Source organism: Noviherbaspirillum aridicola (assembly GCF_019656455.1).
Taxonomy (GTDB): domain Bacteria; phylum Pseudomonadota; class Gammaproteobacteria; order Burkholderiales; family Burkholderiaceae_D; genus Noviherbaspirillum; species Noviherbaspirillum aridicola.
Window position 1 is genome coordinate 99,677 of sequence record NZ_BPMK01000014.1, and the last position, 14,411, is coordinate 114,087.

Below are 14,411 nucleotides of genomic sequence, written 5' to 3' on the forward strand. Positions count from 1 at the left end.
CCGGCTCTGCTCAGCGTCGCAGGCAGGTCGCGGCGAAGGCATCGGCCGGCATCGGGCGGCCGAAGTGGAAGCCCTGCACGTCGTCGCATCCGTTCTCGTGCAGGAAGCGCCGCTGGTCTTCGTTCTCCACGCCCTCGGCCACCACTTTCAGGTTCAGGATATGGCCGAGCGAGATGATGGCCTTGGCGATCGCCGCGTCGTCCTGGTCGACCGCGATGTCGTTGACGAAGGAACGGTCGATCTTCAGGGTGTCGACCGGGAAGCGCTTGAGATAGTTGAGGCTGGAGTAGCCGGTGCCGAAATCGTCGATGGCGATGCACACGCCGAGCTCCTTGAGCTGCCGCAGCGTTTCCAGCGACTTGTCGACGTCGCGCATGACCACGGTTTCGGTGATTTCCAGCTCGAGGCAGTGCGGCGGCAGGCCGCTCGCGGCGAGCGCCTTGCGCACCACCTCGACCACGTCCCCGCGCGCGAGCTGGCGCGGCGACAGGTTGACCGAGATCGGGATCGGAGCCAGGCCGGCGCGCTGCCAGGCGACGTTCTGGGCGCAGGCGGTCCGCAGCACCCATTCGCCGATCTCGATGATCATGCCGCTCTCCTCGGCCAGGCCGATGAAGTGGGCCGGGGGCACCATGCCGCGCTGCGGGTGGCGCCAGCGCAGCAGGGCCTCGGCGCCGACCACGCCGCCGCTGGCCATGCGCACCTTCGGCTGGTAGTGCAGCACGAATTCATCGTTGGCCAGCGCATGGCGCAGGCTGTTGAGGGTCTCCAGGCGCTCGGTGGCATGCGCGTTCATCTCGGCCGAGAAGTACTCGAAGCTGTTGCGGCCGAGCTCCTTGGCCTTGTACATCGCCGAGTCGGCGTTGCGCAGCAGCGCGTCGGCGTCCTGTCCGTCGTCCGGATACATGCTGATGCCGACGCTGCAGGTGACCTGCAGCTGTATGCCGTTGACCGCCCAGGGCTCGGCGACGACGGCGATGATGCGGCGCACCGTGTCGGCCACCGCTTCGCAGCCCGCCTGGTGCGGCAGCACGAGCACGAATTCGTCGCCGCCCTGGCGGGCGACGGTGTCGGCGGCGCGCACGCATGACTTCAGTCGTTCCGCGACGACCTTGAGCAGCTCGTCGCCCACCTGGTGGCCGAGACTGTCGTTGATGAACTTGAACTGGTCGAGGTCGATGAAGGCGACGGCGGCGATCTCGCCGTTGCGGCGCGCGTTCTCGATCGCCTGCTGCAGGCGGTCGTAAAGCAGGTTGCGGTTGGGCAGGCCGGTCAGCGCATCGTGGGTGGCCTGGTGGCGGATGCGCGCCTCGTATACCTTGCGCTCGCTGATGTCGACGACGGTGCCTTCGTAGCACTGGACCGTGCCGGCGGCGTCGCGCACCACGCGTGCGTTCTCGGATATCCAGATGACGCTGCCGTCGTGCCGGCGCACCTGGGATTCGAAATTGACGACTTTTCCATACTCGCTCATCTGGCGCAGGAATTCGGCGCGGCGGCCGGTCTCGACATAGAGCTGCTGGTCGATGTCGCGCAGGGTGGCGACCATTTCCTCGGGCGACGCGTAGCCGTACATGCGGGCCAGGGCCGGATTGACGGCGAGATAGCCCTTGTCGGGCGTCGACTGGAAGATGCCTTCGACCGCGTTCTCGAAGATGCTGCGGTAGCGGCGCTCGGCCTCGTGCAGGGCCTGCTCCGCCTCCTTGCGCTGCGTGACATCCTGCACGAAGCCTTCCAGCGCCACGTAGCCGCCCTGCCGGTCGCGCACGCCGACGCCGTGCTCCTCCACCCAGCGCACCGCGCCGTCTTCGCGCACGATCCGGTACTCCACGCGGAAGCGGCGGCCCGCCTCGAGGGCGGCGAAGATCTCGTCGCGTACCCGCACGCGGTCGTCCGCGTGGGTGAGCCGTTCATAATTCACCCGCTCGCGCAGGAAGGCTTCGGCGTCATGCCCGGTCAGCGCCAGGCAGCCGCCGCTCAGAAACTCCATGGTCCAGTTCTCGTCGATCCGCATGCGGTAGGCCATGCCTTCGAATCTGTCGAGCAAGGCCCCGGGCAACCCGGCCTCGGACGACGGACAGGAACGGGACGCTGGCAATGCGCAGACTGGCTTACCCATGGCGGATCCTTCAGGTGCCGCGGCAACAGCATCGCGGCGGTTCTTGGGAATTTCTCAACAGCAATTTCAGTGCCAGGAGAAATGCACCATGCTTGTGCAGCCGCTCGTACTTCTGCAGAGAAGTGTAAGCCGGTAGAATCGCCTCGTCCGCCCGCCCATTCCGCCGCAACTTCGCCTGCGCCGTGCACTCAGTCCTTGTCCGGGGTCATGAATCCGCCCCGGTCGCCGCACTGCTTCGGGGCGCGGGCGCGAACAATCCGTCGGCGACGCCGATTAACCGAGCACACTGAGCAGCCCCCGGCGCGCACCGTCGCGCCGCCACCGGAACACGAAATGCAGCCTTCCAACGACATGCGCGACGCGTCAGACAGCCGCCTCGAGCGCATCGCCCGCACCGCCCGCCGCCTGTTCGGCGCGGCGGCCGCCGCGGTATGGCTGGAGCGGAACGGCGAACGCCGCCTGCTGGCCTTGCAGGGCGACAGCGGCGGGCGGGAATGGCTGCAGGCGGAATGCGCGCGCGTCGTCGCCGAGGGCGTGCCGCTGCTTTCCGGCGCGCCGGGCGACTTCGCGGGATGGCCGCTGCGCGCGGTCGATGGCGCCCGGGTCGGCGCGCTCGCGGTGGTGGGCAGCCGCCCGCTCACCGGGGAAGACCATGAATCGGCGCGCGACCTGGTCTGCTGGGCGGAATCGGAACTGGCGCGCGCCGCGCTGCAGCAATCCCTGGTCGCCGCGCGCGAGGGCGAGTCGCGCCTGCACGCGGTGATCGACAACATCGCCGACGGCATCATCACGCTTGACCAGTACGGCAAGATCGTGAGCATCAACCGCGCGGCGGTGCGCATCTTCGGCTATCAGCCGGAGGAAGTCAGGGGCCAGAACGTCAAGGTGCTGATGCCGGTGGTCTACCACGAGGCGCACGACGGGTATCTGAAGAATTTCCGCGATACCGGCACCACCCGGGTCATCGGCGTCGACCGCGAAGTCACCGGACGCCGCAAGGACAGCTCGCTGTTCTCGATGGAGCTGACCGTCAACGAAATGTGGCTCGACGGCAAGCGCGGCTTCGCGGGCATCATCCGCGACATCACCCAGCGCCGCGAAAACGAGCGCCGCCTGCGCGAGACGAATGCGCTGCTGCAGGCGATGATGAGCAGCACGGCCTCCTTCGTCTATGTGCGCGACCTGGACGGACGCTTCCTGTACGTCAACCGGGAATACGAGCAGCTGTTCGGCATCGAGGGCGAGAGCGTGGTCGGGCGCCCGGTGGAGCAGGTGCTGGCGCCGGAGCTGGCCCGCCACAACCGCGAGCGCGACCTGGCGCTGGTGCACGGCAGGGCGCTCGGGCCGCAGGAGGATGAAGTGACGCTGCCCGGCACCCGTCGCACCTACCTGGTGGTGCGCTCGCCGCTGTACAACGAGCATGGCGAGATTTATGCCACCTGCGGCGTCGGCACCGACATCACCGAACGCAAGCGGACGGAGGAAATGAAGAATGAATTCATCTCCACCGTCTCGCACGAGCTGCGCACGCCGCTGACCTCGATCCGCGGCTCGCTCGGCCTGCTCACCGGCGGCGTCGCCGGCGAGCTGCCGGAACGGGCGCGCAATCTGCTGGCCATCGCCAACAACAACTGCGAGCGGCTGGTGCGGCTGATCAACGACATCCTCGACATCGAAAAGATCGAGTCGGGCAACATGCGCTTCGAACTGGTGCCGCAGCGCCTGCTGCCGCTGGTCGAGCAGGCGCTGGCGTCGATCCAGGGCTTCGCAGCCCAGTACCAGGTGCGATTCGCGCTGCACGCGCAAGCCGCGGACGCCCATGTGGCGGCGGATGCCGACCGCATCGTGCAGGTGATCGTCAACCTGCTGTCGAACGCGGCCAAGTTCTCGCCGCCGGACAGCACGGTGGACGTGACGCTCAGCCGGTGCGATGCGCGGATCCGGCTGTCGGTGCGCGACCGCGGCCAGGGCGTGGGGCCGGAGTTCCGCGAGCGCATCTTCCAGAAATTCGCGCAGGCCGACGCCTCCGACACCCGCGCCAAGGGCGGCACCGGCCTCGGCCTGTCGATTTCGCGCGCGATCGTCGAGCGCCATCACGGCAGCATCGATTTCCGCAACCTGCCCGACGGCGGCAGCGACTTCTTCTTCGAACTGCCGCTGGCCGAGGTGCCCACGCTGCGCGCAAGCCGCGCCGGCCGCGTGCTGATCGTCGAGGACGACCACGACATCGCCCGCCTGCTGGCGATGATGCTGGAGCAGGCGGGCCTGAGCAGCGACATCGCGCACGACGCCGACGAGGCGCGCCGGCTGCTGGTGGAGCGCAGCTACGAAGCGATGACGCTGGACCTGTCGCTGCCGCGCGAGGACGGCATGTCGCTCCTGCGCTGGATACGCGGCCAGGAGCGCACCCGCGGCCTGCCGGTGGTGGTGGTCTCGGCGCGCGCCGCCGAGGGCCGGCGCAAGCTGACCGGCGGCGCGGTCGGCATCGTTGACTGGATTCCCAAGCCGATCGACGAAGCGCGGCTGGTGGCCTCGCTGCAGCAGGCGCTGGGCGCCGGCGCGGTCGACTCGCCGCGACTGCTGTACGTGGAAGACGACGCCGACCTGGTGAAAGTGGTCGGCGAGATGGTGGCGCCGGCATTCGCCGTGCATCATGCCGCCTCGCTGGCCGAGGCGCGGCGCATGCTGGCGGCCGAGACCTACAACCTGATCCTGCTCGACCTGCAGCTGCCGGACGGGCATGGCTCGGAACTGCTGGGCGAGCTGCCGGCGCCCAACGCGGCCACGCCGGTGGTGGTGTTTTCGGTGGACGAGGCCAGCGGCGCCACCGCCGAAAGCGTGCATGCCGCGCTGGTCAAGGCGCGCACTTCGAATGAACAACTGCTGGATGTCCTGCATGCGCTGCTGGGACAGCCGGCGAGGGAGAAAGACAAGACATGAGTCGCGGGACGCTCAACAACATCCTCTACGTGGAGGACGATGCCGACATCCGCATGGTGGCGCAGCTGGCGCTGGAAGCGGTGGGCGGCTTCAATGTGCGCCTGTGCGGCTCCGGACAGGAGGCGCTGGCGGCGATCGGCGACGGCTACCGCCCCGACCTGCTGCTGCTGGACGTGATGATGCCGGGCATGGACGGCCCGAGCACGCTCGCCGAGTTGCGCCGGCTGCCGGCCACCGCCGCCACCCCCGCCGCCTTCATGACGGCCAAGGTGCAGGCCGGCGAAATCGCGCATTACCGCTCGCTCGGCGCGCTCGGCGTCATCGCCAAGCCCTTCGATCCGATGCAGCTGGCGCAGCAGGTGCGCGCGCTGTGGGCGCAGGAGGATCCGGGCGGACGGGAGACATCCGATGCCTGAGCAGGACATGGACGACATCGAGCGCACGCTGCGCGAGATCCGCGAGGGCTGGGCCGCGAAGCTGCCGCAACGGCTCGACGAGATCCGCCTGGCGCTCGAGGCGTGCGAGACGGCAGCGGAGCGCAGCGCCTGCGAGCCGCTGCGCGCCCTGCTGCACACCCTGTCCGGGTCGGCCGGCAGCTTCGGCTTCGCCGAACTCGGCATGAAAGCGACCGGGCTGGAGCTTATGCTCAATGCCTACCTGGCCGGCGAGACCGCCGGCTTCCAGCCGATCGCGGACGGCACGCGGCAGATGCTCGACTTCGCCATGCGGCAGCTGGCGCCGCAGCAGATGCCGTCACCGGCGCCGCCACAGGTGTCGTCACCGGCACCACAACAGGCACCGCCGCAGGCGGACACCTCGCCCGCCGATCCGTCGCCGCCGGCGAGCCGGCTGGTCTACCTGGTGCAGGACCATGCGGACAACGAGGTGGCGACCCAGCTGCTGCACTTCGGCTATGACGTGCGCGCCGTCGACGACCTCTCCCGGCTGCAGGGCTGCATACGCGCGCAGCCGCCGGCGGCGGTGATCATCGACCTTGCCTTCCCCGAAGGCATCATGCGCGGCGCGGACGAACTCGTGCGCATCCGCCGCGAAGACGGCGCCCGCTGCGCCTCGGTCTTCATCTCCACCCGCAGCAACTTCAGCGCGCGGCTGGCGACGGTGCGCGCCGGCGCCGACAGCTATTTCGCCAAGCCGCTCGACATGGTGGCGCTGGTGGACCGGCTCGACGCGATGATCCAGCGCGACGCCAGCCCCGCCTACCGGGTGCTGGTGGTGGACGACGACGCCGACATCGCCGATTTCCACGCCGCGGTGCTGCGCGCCGCCGGCATGGAGGTGCGGGTGCTTTACCGGGCCGCCGACGTGCTCGACATGCTCGGCGACTACCGCCCGGAGCTGATCCTGATGGATGTCTACATGCCGGACTGCGACGGCACCGAGCTGGCGCGGCTGATCCGCCAGGACGACCGCCATCTCGACGTGCCCATCGTGTTCCTGTCGAGCGAGAGCGACTACGGCAGGCAGCTGGAGGCGATCGAATCCGGCGCCGACGATTTCCTGTGCAAGCCGATCAAGCCGGCCCACCTGGTGTCGGCGCTGAGCTCGCGCGCGCGCCGCTACCGCGCGCTGCGCAGCCTGATCATGCGCGACAGCCTGACCGGCCTGCTCAACCACTCGGCGCTGAAGGAACAGCTGGCGCGGGAATGCGCGCGCGCCGCCCGCAGCGGCACGCCGGCGGCGCTGGTCATGCTCGACATCGACCGCTTCAAGCAGATCAACGATGCCTACGGCCACCCGGTCGGCGACCAGGTGATCCGGGCGCTGGCGCGGCTGCTGCAGCAGCGGCTGCGGCGGGGCGACATCATCGGGCGCTACGGCGGCGAGGAATTCGGCGTGATCATGCCGGGCACCGGCACGGCCGCCGCGCAGAAAGTGATCGACGGCATCCGGGAATCCTTCGGCAAGCTGCGCCACCACGCGGAGCACGAGGATTTCGGCGCCAGCTTTTCCGCCGGCGTGAGCCAGACCGACGCGGGCAACGCGGACCCGGAGGCGCTGCTGCGGCGCGCGGACGCGGCCCTGTACGAGGCCAAGCGCCAGGGCCGGGACCGGGTGATCCTCGGCTGAACTTCCGCGAGGACGGAGCGACCCCTGCACTCGCCGCGCACGGGCACACGCGAAACGCAAATCTGCTCTAGTATTGCGTAATTCCGCACGAACGTGCTTTTTTCACGGTGATGCCAGCATGCCTGTCCAGTTCGATGACGTTTTTGAGCAGCCTTTCGAAACCCTGCCGCGGCTGATCCGCCTGCATGCCCAGGCCACGCCGGCCCGCGCGGCGCTGGTGCAGGACGGCAGGCAGCTGAGCTATGCCGAGCTGGACGCGCTGATGGACCGCATCGCCGCCGCCCTGCAGCGCGACGGCGTGCGGCCGCGCGAGGCCATCGCCATCTGCGCCGGCACCTCGATCGCCTACGCGGCGCTGTTCCTCGGCAGCCTGCGCGCCGGCGTGGCGGTGGCGCCGCTGGCGCCTTCCTCCTCGCCCGAAAGCCTGGCCGGGATGGCGGCCGACGCGGAGGCGCGCCTGCTGTTTCTCGACAGCGCGGTGCACGAGGCGATGGCGCCGGTGCGCGCCGGCCTGGCGCAGCCGCTGATCGCGCTCGACGACGGCGGCTTCGGCACCGGCTTCGAGGCCTGGCTGGCGCCGCAAGGCAGCACGCCCGAGCCGGTGGAGATACAGCCGCACTGGCCGTTCAACATCATCTATTCCTCCGGCACCACCGGCGCGCCCAAGGGCATCGTGCAGCCGCATTCGATGCGCTGGACCCACGTGAACCGCGGCCGCATCAATGGCTACGACTCGCAGTCGGTATCGCTGATCTCCACCCCGCTGTATTCCAACACCACGCTGGTCTGCTTCTTCCCCACCATCGGCCTCGGCGGCACCGTGGTGATGATGGCGAAGTTCGACGCCGGCAAATACCTGGCGCTGGCGCAAGAGCACCGCGTCACCCACACCATGCTGGTGCCGGTGCAGTACCAGCGCATCATGGCGCGCGAGGACTTCGGCGATTACGACCTGTCCTCGTTCAAGATGAAGTTCTGCACCAGCGCGCCGTTCCCGGCCGCGCTCAAGGCCGACATCCTGCGCCGCTGGCCGGGCGGCCTGATCGAGTACTACGGCATGACCGAGGGCGGCGGCACCTGCATGCTGATCGCGCACGAGCATCCCGACAAGCTGCACACCGTCGGCCAGCCGGCGCCGGGCCACGACATCCGCCTGATCGACGACAATGGCCGCGAGGTGGCCCCGGGCGAAATGGGCGAAGTGGTCGGGCATTCGCCGGCGATGATGGCCGGCTACCACAAGCAGCCGCAGAAAACCGCCGAGGCGGAATGGTACGACCCGAGCGGCAAGCGCTTCATCCGCACCGGCGACGTCGGCCGCTTCGACGAGGACGGCTTCCTGACCCTGTTCGACCGCAAGAAGGACATGATCATCTCGGGCGGCTTCAACATTTATCCGAGCGACCTCGAGGCGGTGCTGCAGCAGCATCCGGACGTGGCCGAGGCGGCGGTGGTCGGCGTGGCCTCGCAGCGCTGGGGCGAGACGCCGGTCGCCTATGTGGTGCCGAGGAACCCCGGGCTCGACGCGCAGTCGCTGCTGGAATGGACCAACGAGCGCCTGGGCAAGACCCAGCGCCTGGCCGCCATCGAATTCACCGAGGTGCTGCCGCGCAGCGCCATCGGCAAGGTGCTCAAGCGCGAACTGCGCGAACAGTTTCCCACCGCAGGAAAAAACCTCTAACCATCCGCAACGTCCATGATCGACCCGACGCTCCACAACACCGAAGAAATCCTCAGGCTGCTGCAACTCGAGCAGCTCGATACCGACCGCTACCGCGGCCAGAGCCACTTCATGGGCAGCCCGAACGTGTTCGGCGGCCAGGTGCTCGGCCAGTCGCTGCACGCGGCCGGCGTCACCGTGCCGGGACGACGCGTGCATTCGCTGCACTCGCTGTTCATCCTGCCCGGCAATCTCAAGCTGCCGATCGAGTATGAAGTCGAGCGCGTGCGCGACGGCGGCAGCTTCAGCACCCGGCGCGTGGTGGCGACGCAGGAAGGCAAGCGCATCTTCGTGATGTCCGCCTCCTTCCAGCAGGAAGAGGAAGGCCTGTCGCACCAGAAGCCGATGCCGCCGACGCGCGACCCGGACACGCTGGAGTCGAGCATCGTCAAATGGAAGCAGAGCGCCAGCAGCGGCCGGCGTCCGTTCCAGCCGGTGCCGGTCGACTTCCGCGCCGACCATGCGGGCGACATCTACGACGGCCATGACGGCAAGCCGAGCAAGCAGGTGTGGACGAAATCGCCGCTGGCGCTGCCGGACGACGCGCTCACGCATGAGACCCTGTTCGCCTATGTCTCCGACTACGGCTTCCTGTGGACCTCGCTGCAGCCGCACGGCATCCGCATGGGCGACCCGCGCCTGCAGATCGCCTCGCTTGACCATACAATCTGGTTTCACCGGCCGTTCCGCATGGATGAATGGCTGCTGTTCGCGATGGACAGCCCGAACGCCTCCGGCGGGCGCGGCCTGTGCCTCGCGCACGTGTACAACCGGAAGGGCGAACTGGTGGCGACGATGGCGCAGGAAGGCCTGATCCGCCTGCGCGAAAAGCGCGCCTGACCTCCGTCTCTGACTCGATAACAGGAAAAACAATGGATGTGCTGCTGTCGCCCGAAGTGCTGGCGATGCTGTTTGCCGCTGCCACGATCGCGGGCTTCGTCGATGCGATCGCCGGCGGCGGGGGCCTGATCACGATCCCGGTGCTGCTGCTGGCGCAGGTGCCGCCGCTGCATGCGCTGGCCACCAACAAGCTGCAGGGCAGTTTCGGCTCGCTCACCGCCTCGGTGATGGCGCTGCGGCGCGGCCTGGTGAAATGGTCGGACATGCGCGCGCTGTTCGTCGCCTCGCTGATCGGGGCCGGTCTCGGCGCCTGGGCGGTGCAGTTCGTGCAGGCGCAGACGCTGGACGTGGTGATTCCCTTCGTGCTGGTGTCGATCGCGCTCTACTTCCTGCTGGCGCCGGGCGCCGGCGCCATCGACAGCGCGCCGCGCATGCAGCCCGGCGCCTACCGCGGGGTGGTGGTGCCGGGCATCGGCTTCTATGACGGCATGTTCGGGCCAGGTACCGGTTCCTTCTTTTCGCTCGCCGGCGTGGCGCTGCGCGGCTACAACCTGGTAACCGCCACCGCCCAGGCCAAGGTGCTCAACTTCGCCAGCAACATCGCCTCGCTCGCGGTCTTCATCGCCGGCGGCAAGGTGTTGTGGGTCGCCGGCGCCGCCATGATCTGCGGACAGGTGCTGGGTTCCTGGGCGGGATCCCACGCGATGGTGCGCGGCGGCACCAGGCTGATCCGGCCGATGATCGTCACCGTATGCTTCGTGATGCTCGGCCGTTATCTCTGGCAGAAGGGCTTGCTGCCTTTCTGACGGAATCCGCGTCCCGGCGCGCTGTCCAACCGCGAACACGGTGCTTCCATGAAACAGCTCAAAGACATCCCGCTTTCCATCCTCGACCTGTCGCCCATCCGCCAGGGCGGCAGCGCGGCCGACGCCTTCGCGCGCACCCGCGACCTGGCGCAGCATGCCGAGCGCTGGGGCTATCACCGCTACTGGCTGGCGGAACACCACGGCATGCCCGGCATCGCCTCCGCCGCCACGGCGGTGGTGATCGGCCATGTCGCCGGCGCCACCTCCACCATCCGCGTCGGCTCCGGCGGCATCATGCTGTCCAACCACGCGCCGCTGGTGATCGCCGAACAGTTCGGCACCCTGGAGTCGCTCTATCCGGGCCGCATCGATCTCGGCCTCGGGCGCGCGCCCGGCTCCAGCCAGGCGACGATGCGGGCCTTGCGCCGCACGCTGCAGGGCGACGACGAATTTCCGCAACAGCTCGACGAGCTGCGCAATTTCCTGCAGCCGCGGGTGGCCGAGCCGCGCGTGCGGGCGGTGCCGGGCGAAGGCCTGGACATTCCGATCTGGCTGCTCGGCTCGAGCGACTTCTCGGCCCAGCTCGCCGCCCATCTCGGCCTGCCGTTCGCCTTTGCCGGCCAGTTTTCGCCGGCCTACATGCAGGCCGCGCTCACGCTCTATCGGCGGGGCTTCCGGCCGTCGCCGACCCTGGCCAAGCCGTATGCGATGGTCGGCCTCAACGTCTATGCCGCCGACACGACGGAAGAGGCGCACTATCTGTCGACCTCGCACCAGCAGATGCATGTCAACCTGATCCGCGGCGTGCCCGGGCAGATGGCGCCGCCGGTACGCAGCATGGAAGGTCTGTGGACGCCGCACGAACAGGCCTCGGTGGAAGCCACGCTGCGCGCATCGATCATCGGCGACCCCGCCACGGTGCGCACGCAGCTGCAGGCCTTCCTCCACGAGACCCAGGCCGACGAGCTGATCGTCAACTCGATGATCTACGACCACGGCGCCCGCCTGCGCTCCTACGAAATCCTCGCCGAAGCAAGAAGCGCGTGAGCCGTCCTCTGTAGCCTGCAACCTGTAGCCTGTAACCTGTAACCTGTGACACACTTGCGGTTCCCGCCGCCTCGGCGGGAGTCTCTCAAGGATAGTGTTCGTGGAAGCCCATCAGGCCTTGCCTTATTTGCGGGAAACGCTGGTTTTTCTCGCCCTCACCGGGATCCTGATCCCATTGCTGCAACGCCTGCGCGTCAACCAGGTGCTCGGCTTTCTCGCCGCCGGCACCCTGGTCGGCCCCTTCGGTCTCGGCCTGTGGGCCGGCGATCATCCGTGGCTGGCCATGTTCACCTTCACCGAGCGCGAAGGCGTGGCCATGCTCGGCGAGATCGGCGTGCTGTTCCTGATGTTCATGATCGGCCTGGAGCTGTCGGCCGAGCGGCTGTGGGCGCTGCGGCGGCTGGTGTTCGGCGCCGGCACCGTGCAGGTGTTCGTCAGCGCCGCCATCATCGGTGTCATCGCATGGAGCTTCGGCAACAGCATCGAGTCCGCCTTCATCCTCGGCTCGGTGCTGTCGCTGTCGTCCACCGCGGTGGTGATGCAGCTGATGACCGAGCGCCGCACGCTCGGCACGCCGCTCGGACAGGCCGGCTTTTCCATCCTCATGCTGCAGGACCTGGCGGTGGTGCCGCTGCTGATCCTGCTCGGCGTGCTCGCCAAGGGCACCAGCGAAGGCATGGTCACGCTGGTCGTGCTCACCCTGGCCAAGTCGGTGGCGGCGATCGCGCTGATCTACCTGCTCGGCCGGCGCGTGATCCGGCCGCTGTTCCATTCCTTCACGCAGCAGCGCCAGCCCGACGTATTCATGGCCCTGACCCTGCTGAGCACGCTCGGCATCGCCGCCCTGACCGAGATGGCCGGGCTGTCGATGGCGCTCGGCGCCTTCCTCGCCGGCCTGCTGCTGGCGGAAACCGAATTCAAGCACGAGGTCGAAGTCACGATCGAGCCTTTCAAGGGCCTGCTGATGGCGCTGTTCTTCATGTCGGTCGGCATGGCGATCGATGTGCGCGAGGTCGCCAGATCGCCGCTCTGGCTGCCGCTGTCGGTGATCGGCCTGTTCATCATCAAGACGCTGGTGATCGCGGTCATCCTGCGCATCGGCGGCTTCAACTGGGGCCGGGCGGTGGAGGGCGGCAGCCTGCTCGGGCAGGGCGGCGAATTCGCCTTCATCGTGGTCGGCTTCACGATGGCGAGCAAGCTCATGCCCGCCGATACGGGACAGTTCATCATGCTGGTGGTCAGCCTGTCGCTGTTCGCCACGCCCGCCGTCGCGCGCGCCGGCCGCGCCTTCGGCGACTGGTGGGAGCGGCGCCATCCGGACCATCCCGGCCAGCTCGATGCAGCCGTCGCAGAGCCGGTCGCGGGACGGGTCATCATCGCCGGCTTCGGCCGCGTCGGGCAGCTGGTGGGCCAGATGATTTCCGCCCAGGGCGTGCCCTGGGTCGCCTTCGAAACCAATCCGCGCGTGGTCGGCAAACTGCATGCATCCGGGCTGCCGGTCTATTTCGGCGACGCCGCCCGGCTCGAGCTGCTCAACAAGGCGCACGCGGAAGAGGCGGCCGCCATCGTGCTGACCATGGATCACCCGGCCTCGGCCCTGCATGCGGTCAAGGCGATCCGGCGCGCGTATCCGAAGGTGCCGCTGTTCGCCCGCTCGCGCGACGAGCGCCACGCGCTGGCGCTCAAGCAGGCGGGGGCCTCCTACGTGATCCCGGAAACACTGGAAACCGGACTGCAGCTGTCGGCCTTCGTGCTGCAGTCGCTGGGCGTCGGCGAGGGCAAGGCGGCGCACGTGGTGCAGGTCGAGCGCGACCGCCGCATCGCGGAGCTGCATGGATAACAAGACAGACCTGAAAGGAGAACCTCAATGAAGATCGTCAACGATGTCACGCAACTGATCGGCAACACGCCGCTGGTGAGGGTGCGCAAGCTGGTGCCCGAGGGCGGCGCGAACGTGGTCGCCAAGCTGGAGTTCTACAACCCGGCGCACAGCGTCAAGGACCGCATCGGCGTCGCCATGATCGACGCCGCGGAAAAGGCGGGCAAGATCGGTCCCGACACCATCATCGTCGAACCCACCAGCGGCAACACCGGCATCGCGCTGGCGATGGTCTGCGCGGCGCGCGGCTACCGCTGCGTGCTGACGATGCCGGAAACCATGAGCAAGGAGCGCCGCATGCTGCTGCGCGCCTACGGCGCCGAGCTGATCCTGACGCCCGGCCCAGAAGGCATGGGCGGCGCGATCAAGAAGGCGGAGGAAATGGCGGCCTCCGACCCGCGCTATTTCATGCCGCAGCAGTTCAAGAACCCGGCGAATCCGGAAGTGCACCGCAACACCACTGCCGAGGAAATCTGGCGCGACACCGACGGCCAGGTGGACATCCTGGTGGCGGGCATCGGCACCGGCGGCACCATCACCGGCGTGGGCGAAGTGATCAAGGCGCGCAAACCCTCGTTCCAGTGCATCGCGGTCGAGCCCGATGCCTCGCCGGTGCTGTCCGGCGGCGCCAAGGGACCGCACCCGATCCAGGGCATCGGCGCGGGCTTCGTGCCCGACATCCTCAACACGAAGATCTACGATGAAGTGGTCCGGGTGAAGAACGACGACGCCTTCGAATTCGCCCGCCGCGCCGCGCGCGAGGAAGGCCTGCTGGTCGGGATTTCCTCCGGCGCCGCGCTGTGGGCGGCGGCCCAGGTGGCGGCGCGCCCGGAGAACAAGGGCAAGCTCATCGTCACCATCATTCCCTCGTTCGGCGAGCGCTATCTGAGCACCCCGCTGTTCGCCAACCTGACGGACTGAGCGCAGTCCACGCTTCAAGTCGAACGGCCCGCGAGTGCGGGCCGTTTTTTC

General features: G+C 68.4%; 10 protein-coding genes. 9 read left to right on the forward strand and 1 reads right to left on the reverse strand.

Annotated elements, in window-relative coordinates; genetic code table 11:
* Positions 1-10 precede the first annotated feature (10 nt).
* A complete protein-coding gene (locus NCCP691_RS15835; RefSeq protein WP_220809525.1) occupies positions 11-2,119 on the reverse strand; it encodes a putative bifunctional diguanylate cyclase/phosphodiesterase in 2,109 nt (702 codons plus the stop codon).
* A 333-nt stretch (positions 2,120-2,452) separates the two neighbouring features.
* Here NCCP691_RS15835 and NCCP691_RS15840 point away from each other — a divergent pair, with 333 nt between their 5' ends.
* From NCCP691_RS15840 to cysK, 9 genes are all read left to right on the forward strand, one after another.
* Complete coding sequence (locus tag NCCP691_RS15840; protein WP_220809526.1) at positions 2,453-5,059, forward strand: PAS domain S-box protein; 2,607 nt, start codon at positions 2,453-2,455, stop codon at positions 5,057-5,059.
* Positions 5,056-5,475 carry a response regulator gene (locus NCCP691_RS15845; RefSeq protein ID WP_220809527.1) on the forward strand — a complete coding sequence of 140 codons (420 nt, stop codon included), beginning with the start codon at positions 5,056-5,058 and terminating at the stop codon, positions 5,473-5,475. Before NCCP691_RS15840 ends, NCCP691_RS15845 begins: the two co-directional genes overlap by 4 nt.
* Positions 5,468-7,147 (forward strand): diguanylate cyclase, encoded by a 1,680-nt coding sequence (locus tag NCCP691_RS15850; RefSeq protein ID WP_220809528.1) that lies wholly within the window; start codon positions 5,468-5,470, stop codon positions 7,145-7,147. The genes NCCP691_RS15845 and NCCP691_RS15850 overlap by 8 nt, the downstream gene beginning before the upstream one ends.
* A 118-nt stretch (positions 7,148-7,265) precedes the next feature.
* Positions 7,266-8,828, forward strand: coding sequence for a class I adenylate-forming enzyme family protein (locus tag NCCP691_RS15855; protein WP_220809529.1), 1,563 nt, complete (start codon positions 7,266-7,268; stop codon positions 8,826-8,828).
* A gap of 15 nt (positions 8,829-8,843) precedes the next feature.
* Entirely contained in the window at positions 8,844-9,707 is an 864-nt protein-coding gene (locus NCCP691_RS15860; RefSeq protein WP_220809530.1) for an acyl-CoA thioesterase, read from the forward strand.
* 32 nt (positions 9,708-9,739) lie between these two features.
* Positions 9,740-10,513: a TSUP family transporter gene (locus tag NCCP691_RS15865; protein WP_220809531.1), complete on the forward strand. Its 774-nt coding sequence runs from the start codon at positions 9,740-9,742 to the stop codon at positions 10,511-10,513.
* A 48-nt stretch (positions 10,514-10,561) separates the two neighbouring features.
* The gene (locus NCCP691_RS15870) at positions 10,562-11,560 is read left to right on the forward strand and encodes an LLM class flavin-dependent oxidoreductase (protein ID WP_220809532.1); all 999 of its coding nucleotides are present in this window, start codon (positions 10,562-10,564) and stop codon (positions 11,558-11,560) included.
* A 100-nt stretch (positions 11,561-11,660) separates the two neighbouring features.
* Positions 11,661-13,400, forward strand: a complete 1,740-nt coding sequence (locus NCCP691_RS15875) for a cation:proton antiporter domain-containing protein (RefSeq protein ID WP_220809533.1) — start codon at positions 11,661-11,663, stop codon at positions 13,398-13,400.
* A gap of 27 nt (positions 13,401-13,427) precedes the next feature.
* Complete coding sequence (gene cysK / locus NCCP691_RS15880) at positions 13,428-14,360, forward strand: cysteine synthase A (RefSeq protein WP_220809534.1); 933 nt, start codon at positions 13,428-13,430, stop codon at positions 14,358-14,360.
* The last annotated feature ends 51 nt before the right edge of the window (positions 14,361-14,411 follow it).

Excerpts from the sequence above, each read along its gene's own strand:
- NCCP691_RS15835 (WP_220809525.1), bottom strand. The coding sequence starts at position 2,119 with ATGGGTAAGCCAGTCTGCGCATTGCCAGCGTCCCGTTCCTGTCCGTCG.
- NCCP691_RS15840 (WP_220809526.1), top strand. The coding sequence starts at position 2,453 with ATGCAGCCTTCCAACGACATGCGCGACGCGTCAGACAGCCGCCTCGAG.
- NCCP691_RS15845 (WP_220809527.1), top strand. The coding sequence starts at position 5,056 with ATGAGTCGCGGGACGCTCAACAACATCCTCTACGTGGAGGACGATGCC.
- NCCP691_RS15850 (WP_220809528.1), top strand. The coding sequence starts at position 5,468 with ATGCCTGAGCAGGACATGGACGACATCGAGCGCACGCTGCGCGAGATC.
- NCCP691_RS15855 (WP_220809529.1), top strand. The coding sequence starts at position 7,266 with ATGCCTGTCCAGTTCGATGACGTTTTTGAGCAGCCTTTCGAAACCCTG.
- NCCP691_RS15860 (WP_220809530.1), top strand. The coding sequence starts at position 8,844 with ATGATCGACCCGACGCTCCACAACACCGAAGAAATCCTCAGGCTGCTG.
- NCCP691_RS15865 (WP_220809531.1), top strand. The coding sequence starts at position 9,740 with ATGGATGTGCTGCTGTCGCCCGAAGTGCTGGCGATGCTGTTTGCCGCT.
- NCCP691_RS15870 (WP_220809532.1), top strand. The coding sequence starts at position 10,562 with ATGAAACAGCTCAAAGACATCCCGCTTTCCATCCTCGACCTGTCGCCC.
- cysK (WP_220809534.1), top strand. The coding sequence starts at position 13,428 with ATGAAGATCGTCAACGATGTCACGCAACTGATCGGCAACACGCCGCTG.